This is a genomic window from Streptomyces sp. NPDC046379 (genome assembly GCF_055587785.1).
Window position 1 is genome coordinate 174,519 of sequence record NZ_JBVJFP010000006.1, and the last position, 11,600, is coordinate 186,118.

The 11,600-nt window shown below is 72.0% G+C and carries 8 protein-coding genes and 1 pseudogene; 4 read left to right on the forward strand and 5 right to left on the reverse strand.

Going from position 1 to position 11,600, the window contains the following annotated elements:
* Positions 1-71: 71 nt before the first annotated feature.
* On the reverse strand, positions 72-3,119 hold the full coding sequence (gene uvrA / locus ACZ6KF_RS13460) for an excinuclease ABC subunit UvrA (RefSeq protein WP_356635536.1): 3,048 nt from the start codon (positions 3,117-3,119) through the stop codon (positions 72-74).
* 223 nt (positions 3,120-3,342) lie between these two features.
* Between uvrA and ACZ6KF_RS13465 the strand changes: the two genes are divergently transcribed.
* Both ACZ6KF_RS13465 and ACZ6KF_RS13470 read left to right on the forward strand, forming a co-directional pair.
* The gene (locus ACZ6KF_RS13465; RefSeq protein WP_356635533.1) at positions 3,343-4,029 is read left to right on the forward strand and encodes a maleylpyruvate isomerase family mycothiol-dependent enzyme; all 687 of its coding nucleotides are present in this window, start codon (positions 3,343-3,345) and stop codon (positions 4,027-4,029) included.
* Positions 4,030-4,081: 52 nt separating this feature from the next.
* Positions 4,082-4,738 carry an MBL fold metallo-hydrolase gene (locus tag ACZ6KF_RS13470; protein WP_356635531.1) on the forward strand — a complete coding sequence of 219 codons (657 nt, stop codon included), beginning with the start codon at positions 4,082-4,084 and terminating at the stop codon, positions 4,736-4,738.
* A 467-nt stretch (positions 4,739-5,205) separates the two neighbouring features.
* Here the strand turns inward: ACZ6KF_RS13470 and aroQ are convergent, their stop codons facing one another.
* On the reverse strand, positions 5,206-5,679 hold the full coding sequence (aroQ, locus tag ACZ6KF_RS13475) for a type II 3-dehydroquinate dehydratase (RefSeq protein WP_356636250.1): 474 nt from the start codon (positions 5,677-5,679) through the stop codon (positions 5,206-5,208).
* 159 nt (positions 5,680-5,838) lie between these two features.
* On the opposite strand from aroQ, the pseudogene ACZ6KF_RS13480 reads away from it, so the two are divergent.
* Both ACZ6KF_RS13480 and ACZ6KF_RS13485 read left to right on the forward strand, forming a co-directional pair.
* A pseudogene (locus ACZ6KF_RS13480) lies at positions 5,839-6,175 on the forward strand (LD-carboxypeptidase); the annotation flags it as partial.
* 92 nt (positions 6,176-6,267) lie between these two features.
* The gene (locus ACZ6KF_RS13485; protein WP_469159793.1) at positions 6,268-7,605 is read left to right on the forward strand and encodes an MFS transporter; all 1,338 of its coding nucleotides are present in this window, start codon (positions 6,268-6,270) and stop codon (positions 7,603-7,605) included.
* Between the two features lie 20 nt (positions 7,606-7,625).
* Here ACZ6KF_RS13485 and ACZ6KF_RS13490 read toward each other — a convergent pair whose 3' ends face one another.
* The 3 genes from ACZ6KF_RS13490 to ACZ6KF_RS13500 form a co-directional block, all read right to left on the reverse strand.
* Positions 7,626-8,624, reverse strand: a complete 999-nt coding sequence (locus ACZ6KF_RS13490; RefSeq protein ID WP_469238480.1) for a TerC/Alx family metal homeostasis membrane protein — start codon at positions 8,622-8,624, stop codon at positions 7,626-7,628.
* 230 nt (positions 8,625-8,854) lie between these two features.
* Positions 8,855-10,870 carry a TerD family protein gene (locus tag ACZ6KF_RS13495; protein ID WP_469238481.1) on the reverse strand — a complete coding sequence of 672 codons (2,016 nt, stop codon included), beginning with the start codon at positions 10,868-10,870 and terminating at the stop codon, positions 8,855-8,857.
* Positions 10,871-10,964: 94 nt separating this feature from the next.
* A complete protein-coding gene (locus ACZ6KF_RS13500) occupies positions 10,965-11,543 on the reverse strand; it encodes a TerD family protein (protein ID WP_356636258.1) in 579 nt (192 codons plus the stop codon).
* Positions 11,544-11,600: the final 57 nt, after the last annotated feature.

Genomic DNA, 11,600 nt, shown 5'->3' on the forward strand with positions numbered 1-11,600 from the left:
ACGGCGCCGGGGTCCGCTGGGGACTCCGGCGCCGTCGCGTGTCGCCGCGCGGGACGCGGCCCGTGCGGCCGTCAGTCCTTGCGGGCCCGGGCCGTCGACTTCTTCGCCGCGGTCTTGCCGGCCGCGGTCTTCGCGGCGGCGGTCGTCCTGGCGGTGACGGTCCTGGCCGCGGTGGTCCTGGCCGCGGTGGTCTTGGCGGGGGCCGCCTTCCTGGCGGCGGTCGCCGTCTTGCGGGCCGTCCCGCGCGGGGCCTGCACCGGCTCGGCGTCGCTGATCCGGTCGGCGCCGAGAATCTCCCGCAGGAACTTCCCGGTGTGGCTGGCCGGGACCCCGGCGACCTGCTCGGGCGTGCCCTCGGCGACCACCAGACCGCCGCCGGCGCCACCCTCGGGGCCCATGTCGACGACCCAGTCCGCCGTCTTGATCACGTCGAGGTTGTGCTCGATGACGATGACCGTGTTGCCCTTGTCGACCAGTCCGGACAGGACCTTCAGCAGCTTGCTGATGTCCTCGAAGTGCAGACCGGTGGTCGGCTCGTCCAGGACGTAGACCGTGCGGCCGGTGGAGCGCTTCTGCAGCTCGCTGGCGAGCTTCACGCGCTGCGCCTCGCCACCGGACAGGGTGGTCGCGGCCTGGCCGAGCCGGACGTAGCCGAGGCCGACGTCGTGCAGCGTCTTGAGGTGACGGGAGATCGCGGGGACGGCCTCGAAGAAGTTCATCGCCTCCTCGATCGGCATGTTCAGGACCTCGGCGATGGACTTGCCCTTGTAGTGGACCTCCAGGGTCTCCCGGTTGTACCGGGCGCCGTGGCAGACCTCGCACGGGACGTACACGTCCGGGAGGAAGTTCATCTCGATCTTGATCGTGCCGTCGCCCGCGCAGTTCTCGCAGCGGCCGCCCTTGACGTTGAAGGAGAAGCGGCCGGGCAGATAGCCGCGGACCTTCGCCTCGGTGGTCTCGGCGAACAGCTTGCGGATGTGGTCGAAGACTCCGGTGTACGTCGCGGGGTTCGACCGCGGGGTGCGGCCGATGGGCGACTGGTCGACGTGCACGACCTTGTCCACGAGGTCGTCGCCGGCCACCCGCGTGTGCCGTCCGGGCACGCTGCGGGCGCCGTTCAGCTCGCGCGCCAGGTGGGTGTACAGGATGTCGTTGACCAGCGTCGACTTGCCGGAGCCGGAGACGCCGGTGACCGCGGTGAACACGCCCAGCGGGAAGGACACGTCGATGTCCCGCAGGTTGTTCTCGCGGGCGCCGTGCACGGTGAGCTGCCGGGACGGGTCGCGCGGGCGCCGGACGTCGGGCACCGGGATGGCCTTCTTGCCGGACAGGTACTGCCCGGTCTGCGACTCGGCGTTGGCGAGCAGCTCCTTCAGGGAGCCGCTGTGCACCACCTTGCCGCCGTGCTCGCCGGCGCCGGGGCCGATGTCCACGATCCAGTCGGCGACCTTGATGGTGTCCTCGTCGTGCTCCACGACGATGAGCGTGTTGCCCATGTCGCGGAGTCTGACCAGGGTCTCGATCAGCCGGTGGTTGTCGCGCTGGTGCAGGCCGATGGACGGCTCGTCCAGGACGTACAGCACGCCGACGAGGCCGGAACCGATCTGGGTGGCCAGACGGATGCGCTGGGCCTCGCCGCCGGAGAGGGTGCCGGCCGCGCGGTTGAGCGAGAGGTAGTCCAGGCCGACGTCGACCAGGAACCGGAGGCGTTCGTTGACCTCCTTGAGCACCCGCTCGGCGATCTTCTTGTCGCGGGCGTCCAGCTTGAGCCGGCCCAAGAAGTCGGCGCAGTCGCTGATCGACATGCCGGAGACCTCGGCGATCGACTTCCCCATGATCGTGACCGCGAGGACGATCGGCTTGAGGCGGGTGCCCTCACAGGTGGGGCAGGGCACCTCGCGCATGTAGCCCTCGAAGCGCTCGCGGCCGGCGTCGCTCTCGGCCTCGCTGTGCCGGCGCTTGACGAACGGCACGGCGCCCTCGAAGGCCGTGGTGTACCGGCGCTCGCGCCCGTACCGGTTGCGGTAGCGCACCTCGACCTGCGTCTTGTGGCCGTGCAGCAGGGCCTTCTTGGCGCGCTGGGGCAGCCCCGCGAAGGGGATGTCGGTGCGGAAGCCCAGGGCGTCCGCGAGGGCGCCGACGAGCCGGCCGAAGTAGTCCTTGGTGTGCCCGTGCGACCAGGGGTGGATGGCGCCCTCGTCGAGCGACTTGTCCGGGTCGGGGACGATCAGCTCGGGGTCGACCTCCATGCGCGTGCCGATGCCGGTGCAGTCGGGACAGGCGCCGAAGGGCGAGTTGAAGGAGAAGGAGCGCGGCTCCAGCTCCTCGAAGGACAGGTCGTCGTACGGGCAGTACAGGTGCTCGGAGAACATGCGCTCGCGCTCGGGGTCGTCCTCCGGCAGGTCGACGAAGTCGAGCACGACCATGCCGCCGGACAGGCCGAGGGCCGTCTCCACGGAGTCGGTCAGGCGGCGCTTGGCGGAGTCCTTCACCGTGAGGCGGTCGACGACCACCTCGATGGTGTGCTTCTCCTGCTTCTTCAGCGTCGGCGGGTTGGACAGCTGGACGGTCTCGCCGTCCACCCGCGCGCGGGAGTAGCCCTTGGTCTGGAGGTCGGCGAACAGGTCGACGAACTCGCCCTTGCGCTCGCGCACCAGCGGGGACAGCACCTGGAAACGGCTGCCCTCGGGCAGCTCGAGCACCCGGTCCACGATGGCCTGCGGCGACTGGCGCGAGATCGGCCGGCGGCACTCGGGGCAGTGCGGCTTGCCGATGCGCGCGAAGAGCAGGCGCAGGTAGTCGTAGACCTCGGTGATGGTGCCGACCGTGGAGCGCGGGTTGCGCGAGGTCGACTTCTGGTCGATGGAGACCGCCGGCGAGAGGCCCTCGATGAAGTCGACGTCCGGCTTGTCCATCTGGCCGAGGAACTGGCGGGCGTACGAGGAGAGCGACTCGACGTAGCGGCGCTGGCCCTCGGCGAAGATGGTGTCGAAGGCCAGGGAGGACTTGCCCGACCCGGAGAGGCCCGTGAAGACGATGAGCGAGTCGCGCGGCAGGTCGAGCGAGACGTTCTTCAGATTGTGCTCGCGCGCGCCACGGACGATGAGACGGTCGGCCACGCCGGTCCGCACCTTTCTTGAGAGAAGTGACAGGGGCGGGGCCCCCGTGCTTCTTCAGACTAGGGGGAGCCACTGACAACGCCGGACGGATTCACGGGTTGTCAACAAACCCCGACTCTCCAGGATGCCCGACGCCGCGTCCGACCATATAGCACGCGCATTCGATTACCGGCGGGAGTCGGCCATCTTCACCCGGAGGTGTGGCGCGGACTAGGGTCGGACCATGATTGATCACGCGCATGACCTGGCGTCTGTACGTGACGCCACCGAGCGGCTGCTCACCGCGGTCGGCAAACTGGACGACGCCGCTGTGACGCAGCCGTCACGACTGCCCGGCTGGACCCGTGGCCATGTCCTCGCCCACATCGCCCGCAACGCCGACGCCATGGTGAACGTCCTCGAGGGCCGTCCGATGTACGTCTCCGCCGAGGCCCGCGACGCCGACATCGAGGCGGGCGCCCCCCGCCCCCTCGACGCACAGCTCGCCGACGTGCGGGAGAGCGCCGAGCGCCTCCAGCAGGTGGCGGCGGTCCCGGCCGACTGGTCGCGCACGCTGGAGCTGCGGGGCGGCGTGCGGGACTCCGCGTCCCGGCTGCCGTTCCGGCGGTGGGCGGAGATCGAGCTGCACCACGTGGACCTGGGGATCGGCTACGAGCTGGAGGACATGCCGGCCGAGTTCACCGAGCGGTACGTCGACTTCCTGGCGCAGCGGTTCGCCGGGCACCCGGAGGTGCCCGCGACCCGTCTGACGGACGGCACGCGCGCGTGGAGCACGGGAGGGGACGCGCAGGAGCCCGCGGTCACCGTCACGGGCGGCCGGGCCGACCTGCTGGGCTGGCTGGCCGGCCGCCGCGAGGGCTCGGGGCTGACGGTGACGGGCGGCCCGCTGCCGGCGCTGCCCCCGCTCTAGCCGACGGACGACCGCCCCTCGGCAGGGCCCTGCCGGGACTAGGCTGGCGTCCATGACCTACAGCGGAGAGGTGCACGTCGGCGGCCCCGCCGACGTGCACGAGCTCAAGGACCTGATGATCACCAAGATCGCGGTCGGCCCGATGAACAACAACGCCTATCTGCTGCGCTGCCGGGCCACGGACGAGCAGCTGCTGATCGACGCCGCGAACGACGCGGACGCCCTGCTGGGCACGATCGGCGACGACGGCATCGCGTCGGTGGTCACCACGCACCGGCACGCCGACCACTGGCAGGCCCTCGCGCAGGTCGTCGCCGCCACCCGCGCACGCACGTACGCCGGCCGGGAGGACGCCGAGGGCATCCCCGTGCCGACCGACGTCCTCGTGGACGACGGGGACGTGATCCGCGTGGGCCGTGTGGAACTCACCGCCCGCCACCTCGTCGGACACACGCCGGGCTCGATCGCCCTGGTCTACGACGACCCGCACGGCCATCCGCACGTGTTCACCGGCGATTGCCTGTTCCCGGGCGGCGTGGGCAACACGCACAAGGACCCGAAGGCGTTCGCCAGCCTGATCCACGACGTCGAGACCAAGATCTTCGACGTGCTGCCGGACGAGACCTGGGTCTACCCCGGGCACGGCGACGACACCACGCTCGGCGCGGAGCGCCCGCATCTGCCGGAGTGGCACGCTCGCGGGTGGTGATCCGGACGCGGGGCCGGCGACCGGACGCACCGGGGGCCCTGACCGCACGGGCGGGGGGCGAACCGCACGGGCGGGGGGCGAACCGCACGGGCGGGGGTGGTGAACGCGTGCACGTCGGGGCGCGGCGGAGTGCGCCGGAACGCCGAAGGGTGTGAAGAGAACGGACCGGGAGGCGTGAGCCGTCGGACGCGCGCCCCGTGTGCACACTTCGCACGCACCCGTCTTCGACGCGCGCTCCCCTTGCCCACGGCGGCGCGGTCCACTGGAGGCAGCCCCGCGCGGAACGACGGCGCCCGCGCGGAACGGGCCGCCGGTCCCATCATCCCCGCCCTCGGCCGGCGGCCCGGGCGACATGCTCCGTGACTCCGTGACGCGGAGGCCCGGCAAGACGCAGAGAGTCGACGGCTCGGCGACTCGGCGACTCGGCGACTCGCGCCGGGCCGGTCGGGGCCCCGACCGGCCCGGCGCTACGCCTGCGCCCGGGCGGCGCCCACGAGCGCCGCGACCCGCTCCACCGCGAACGCGTACCCCTGCACCCCGCATCCCGCGACGACCCCGTCGGCGCGCAGGGAGACGTACGAGTGGTGCCGGAACTCCTCCCGCCGGTGGATGTTGGAGATGTGCACCTCCAGTACCGGCATTCCGTCGCAGGCGTTGAGGGCGTCCAGGAGGGCGATGGACGTGTGCGAGTAGGCGCCGGGGTTGATGACGATCCCGCAGTGGCCGAGCCGCGCCTCGTGGATCCAGTCGACCAGCTCCCCCTCGTGGTTGGACTGACGGAAGTCCACCGTGCCGCCGTGCGCCGCCGCGGTCTTCGCGCACAGGGCCTCGACGTCGGCGAGCGTGTCGGAGCCGTAGATCTCCGGCTGGCGCTGCCCGAGCAGGTTCAGGTTGGGCCCGTTGAGGATCATGATCGGGGCGTTGGCCAGGGTGCGGGGCACGGTTCCTCCGGTCCGGTCGGGGTCGGCGGCCCGCCAGGGGCCGCTGCTCGCCCCCGGTTTATCACGCACGTCGGCGACGGCCGTCCCCGGCTTGGGGTTGGCCCTCCGCCCCTACGACCTGCGGCCCGCCGGGCGGTGGGACGACGTCGGCCACGACTCGTGCTCTTCCCGGAGACCTCGGAGGAGACGCCCGGCGCCGCCGAGGTGTTCCGCACCCTGCGCAACAGGGGCGGGCGCGGGCCGGCCCAGCGCTTTCCCGCGCTGCTCACGGGCCGCGCCAGGACCGGCTCCTTCGAGCGCCCCAGCACTCCGGAAGGGGGCCCGTTACGCGGCCGAACAGCGCGAAGCCGTGCTGAGCGCGCTGCAGGCGTACGCCCCCGACACCCACGTGGTCCTCGACGTGGGCCTCGGCCACACCGACCCCCGTCTCGTCATCCCCCACGGCGGCGCCCTCCGCCTCGACGGTCCGGCGCGGCGCACCACCGTCACCCACTGACGGCCGCCGCGCCTCCACGCGCCCCGTAACCCGCGCTCACCGTGGGTGGTTGACGCGGCATGCACGACGTACGCTCCGTGAGGACGCCCTCCATGCCGCGGCTCGCGGCCGCCTCGCTCGCCGGGACGGCCATCGAGTTCTACGACTTCTTCGTCTACGGGACCGCCGCCGCGCTGATCCTGGGGCCGCTGTTCTTCCCGACGTTCTCCCCGCTGGCGGGGACGCTCGCCGCCTTCGGCACGTTCGCGGCCGGGTTCGTGGCCCGGCCGCTCGGGTCGGTGCTCTTCGGCCACCTCGGGGACCGTCGGGGGCGGCGTCCGGTCCTGGTCGCCTCCCTGCTGCTCACGGGCGCCTCGACCGTCCTGGTGGGATGCCTGCCGACGTACGGCTCGATCGGGGTGGCCGCGCCCCTGCTGCTGCTCTTGCTGCGCTTTCTGCAGGGGCTGGGGCTCGGCGGTGAGTGGGGCGGGGCCGTCCTGCTCACGGTCGAGCACGCGCCACCGGGCCGGCGAGGGCTGTGGTCGAGCTTCCCGCAGGTGGGTCCCGCGGTGGGGTTCGTCCTCGCCAACGGGCTGATGCTCGCGCTGTCGGCCGGGCTGTCCGAGGCACAGTTCGCGCAGTGGGGGTGGCGGGTGCCGTTCTGGGTGGCCGGCGTGCTGGCGGTGGTGGGACTCTGGCTGCGCTCGTCGCTCGCCGAGAGTCCCCGCTTCCTGGAGATCGAGGACCATGCGCGGATGCCGCTCGCCGAGGTCGTGCGCCACCACTGGCGGCTGGTCCTGCTGACCGCGGGCGCGCTCGCCGCCGGGTACGCGATCTTCTACGCGGTGACCACCTGGTCCCTCGCCTACGCCACGGAGCGGCTCGGCGTGAGCCGTACCGTGATGCTGAGCTGCATCATGGCCGCCGTGGTCGTGAAGGGCGCGCTGACCCCGCTGGCGGCAGTGCTCGGCGACCGCTACGGCCGTCGGCCCCTGTGTCTGGCCGGGTGCGCGGCGGCGGCCCTGTGGATGTTCCCGATGATCGCCCTCCTGTCGACAGGAGCGCCTCTGGCCATGTTCCTGGGCTTCGTGGTGGCGCTGATCGCCTTCATCACCATGTTCGCCGTGATCGCCGCCTATCTGCCGGAGCTGTACGAGCCCCGGGTGCGCTGCACGGGCGCCGCCGTGGGCTACAACCTCGGTGGCGTCTTCGGCGGCGCGCTCACCCCGATCGCCGCGACGGCCCTGGCCGAGCAGAGCGACGGCCGGGTGCCGTGGGGCGTCGGCGCCTATCTGACCGGCATCGCGCTGCTCAGCCTGGCGTGCTTCGCCCTGCTGCCCGAGACCCTCCCGGCGAAGGAAGCCGCGGCGAAGTCGGGAACCGGAACGGAGACGGGAACCGGGGCGGAGACGGGAACCGGGGCGGAGGCCGGGGCAGCCGCGTCGGGCTGATCCGGCCTCCGCGCGGCCGGTCAGACGTCCACGCTGTCCTTCGACGCGCCCTCGTCGGCCTCCCGCGCCTCGGCCTCCGCCTGCTTCTTGGAGGCGATCAGGCTGGTGATCGTGGTGATGATCAGGACGGCGCAGATCACGCCGAGCGAGACCGGGATGCTGATCTCCGGGACATGGACCCCGGACTCGTGCAGCGCGTGCAGCACCAGCTTGACACCGATGAAGCCGAGGATGATCGACAGGCCGTACGACAGGTGGACCAGCTTCTTCAGCAGGCCGCCGATGAGGAAGTACAGCTGCCTCAGGCCCATCAGCGCGAACGCGTTGGCGGTGAACACGATGTACGGGTCCTGCGTCAGGCCGAAGATCGCCGGTATGGAGTCCAGGGCGAAGAGGACGTCCGTGCTGCCGATGGCGAGCATCACGACGAGCATCGGCGTCATGACGCGCTTGCCGTTCTCACGGATCCACAGCTTGGTGCCGTGGTACCGGTCGGCGACGCCGAAGCGGCGCTCTGCGGCCTTGAGGAGCTTGTTCTCCTCGAACTCCTCGTCCTCCTCCTCGGCCCGGGCCTCCTGGATGAGCTTCCACGCCGTCCAGATCAGGAAGGCGCCGAAGAGGTAGAAGACCCACGAGAAGCTGGCGATGATCGCGGCGCCGGCGGCGATGAAGATGGCCCGCAGCACCAGTGCTATGAGCACGCCGACGAGGAGGACGCGCTGCTGGTACTGCGAGGGCACCGCGAACTTCGCCATGATCAGTACGAAGACGAAGAGGTTGTCGACGCTCAGCGACTTCTCGGTGATGAAGCCGGCGAAGAACTCGCCGGCCGGCTGCCCGCCGCCGAAGACGAGCAGGCCGAGCCCGAAGAGCCCGGCGAGGACGATCCAGACGACGGTCCAGATCCCGGCTTCCTTGATGGATACGTCGTGCGGCTTGCGACCGATGAAGAAGTCGACCGCGATGAGCGCGGCCAGTCCTGCGACGGTCAGGACCCACAGGGTCACGGAAACATCCACTGCGCCTCCGGCAGTTCGAAACGGCAAACGGTCAGTCAGCGTCGTCGCTGCCGGAGGTCTCTTCCACCCGGGACTCGGGCCGGCGCCCCGGGATCTGGCCTGATCCGTATTGACGGGAACGCCGCAGTTGGCAGGGAGTACTCCCCTCCGTACGGAAAACAGTACCCCAATCACCAAGGACAGGTAAAGAGCTTGGTAAAGGAAAACCCAAAACGCCTGGTCGGGCGACTTTACGCGGGCTTGGTACGGGCCGCCGCGACCTGGGCGAGCACCTGCTGGAGCACCTGGCTGCCGAGCGGCACCAGCGAGGGCTCGTACGTCCAGGCGTGCCCCACCCAGGGGTCGGCGAGGTGATCCTCGGGCACGGGCGTCAGTCGCAGCAGCGAACGCCACAGCGGGTCGAGCAGCGGGCCGTAGCCCGCCGAGTCCTCTCGGTCGGCGACCATCATCAGATGCACGCCGACGGCCGGTCCCTCGTCGGCGAGGTAACGCAGCTGGGTCACGGCCCGGTCGTCGAAGCCGTGCGGGAAGTCGTTGACCACCAGCAGGTGCTGGGCCATGTCCAGGTCCGGCGGCAGGGCGTCGGCCGCACCGGCCCGCACCGCCATCTGCACCAGGTCGACGCGCTGGGTGAGCCGGGCCAGGACGTCCGCGACGCCGGCGGCGCCGACGGCCGGCGGACCGGCGAGCACGCCCGTGCCCACCAGCGGCGCCAGCGCCTGCGCGCCGGACCCGGCCGGGTCGACGACGTGCACGGCGAAATCGCCCGCCGGGTGGGCGGCGAGCAGCCGGGCGGTGTGCGCAACGGCCGACTCCATCGCCAGGCGGCGCATGTCGTGCGAGTCGTGGAAGGCGCCGTCGGACGAACCGGACCGCCCGCTGTCGATCCACAGGCCGCGCTCCAGCGGCAGCCGGACCAGCATCGGTATGCGCAGCGGGGCGCATTCGGGCAGGTGCAGATCGCCCAGTCGCAGGGCCATGGGCATCTCGGTGGGGACCCGGTAGCCGTGCCAGACCGGGTTGTCCCAGCGTGCGTAGGCCGCGGGCAGCACGGGTTCGACGACACCGGCCTCGGCGGCGAGCTGGGCGACGTCGCGGTCGAGGGCCTGGCGGGCCTGGTCGACGAGCTGGGCGTGCCGGGCCCGGGCCGCCTCGCGGGCGGCGTCCGCCTGTCCGCCGATCCGGCTGCGCGGGTCGGCGAGGACCTGCTCCAGCTCCTTGTCCATGCGGGACTCGGCGAAGTCGACGGCGCTGCGGTAGGCGGCCGTGGCACGGGCCAGGTCCTCGAACATGCCCCACACCTGGTTGTAGAGCCGCTCCTCCATGGACCAGCCGGTCGCGTCACCCGCGACGGGCGGGCGGGGCTGCCCGGGCGCCGCCGGGGGCGCGGTGGGCGGAGGCGGCGGGGCGGCGTTGCGCCGGCGCGGGTGGGTGTAGTCGACGGGGCCGCCCGCGGTGGGCGTGGACGGCTGGGTGCGCGCCGAGGGGTCCACGGGCGTGGCGTCGGCGGGGTAGCCGGTGGTGGGTTCCGCCGGGTAGCCGGTGGCGGGTTCCGGGGCGGCCTGCGGTGTCCGGCCGCCGTACGGCGCGGTATGGGCGCCGCTCTGGTCGGCGCCGAGCGCCGGGGCGGCCGTACGGCGAGCGCGGTCGCCCTCCGCGGTGCGCGGCGGCGGCGCGGCGACGGAGCGGGCGAGGCCCCGGGCCACCGCGTCGTTGATGGTGGCGGCGAGCTGGGCGGCGACGGGCAGCCCCTGGTCGGCGAGGAGTTCGGCGAGGCCGCCGGCGTACCCCTGGCCGACGGCGCGGACCTTCCAGGCGCCCTGTCTGCGGTACAGCTCCAGGGCGACGACGGCGGTCTCGGCCTCCAGTCCGGTGAGGGTGAAGGTCGCCACCTCGGTGCCGTCGAGTCCGGTGACCGCGACGAAGGGGGCGGCGACGGCGCCGAACCGGGCGGGACCGCCCGAGGCGCCGGTGGGCAGGGCGAGCAGCACATGGACGCGGTGCACGGCCTCCGGCAGGGCGTCCAGGTCGACCGCCAGCCGGTGGTCGGCGGCCGCCTGCCGGGACACCTCGAGCCCGGGGAGGGTGGGCACTCCGGGATGGGCCACCCCTTCCGCTCCGTGGACCTTTCCGTGCTCGTCGCCGATCGTGGCCGCGGCCACGATCGGCGTACCGGCCGAGACGCGGATCTCGAGACGGGACTGGGAGAGCGGGTGGTTCTGGCCCCGCACCAGCTCGGCCGTCATCGTCGTGGTCCCCCTGAATCGCGTACGCGTGTCGCGTGGTGAAGGTGTCGTGTACCGCTGGGATGTCATGTACCGCCCGCCCGGGCCCGCCGGGTCAGAGGTGCGGCAGGATGGACGGCATCAGGTCCTGGAACGTGCGTCCGTTGGCCGGGGTGCCGAGGGCCGTCATGGACCAGCCGGTCCCGACGCGGTGCACCTTGGCCATGATCTGGGCCGTGTAGGCGCCGCCGCCCGCGAGCGTGTAACGGGCGAGCTCCTGGCCGTTGGTCTCGTCGACGAGGCGGCAGAACGCGTTCTGCACCTCCTGGAACGTCTGGCCCGTGAAGGAGTTCACGGTGAAGACGATCTGGTCGATGTGGACCGGCAGGCGCTGCAGGTCGACGAGGATGGCCTCGTCGTCGCCGCCCTGGCCGACGCCGCCGACGAGGTTGTCGCCGGTGTGGCGCACCGAGCCGTCGTCGCTCACCAAGTGGCGGAAGAAGACGACGTCGACCGGCTGCTTGTCCGCGAACAGCACCGCGGAGGCGTCGAGGTCGATCTCGCGGGTCCGCGAACCGAACAGGCCACGCCGCGGGGCCGCCTGCCAGCCGAGACCCATGCGCACCGCGGTCAGGCTGCCTCCGTCGTTCTTCTGCAGACTGATGGCCTGACCCTTGGTCATGTTGACGGTCACGCGCTGTTTCCCCTCTCGAGCGTTCCCCTGTTGCCGCGATGCCGCGGATGACCAGAA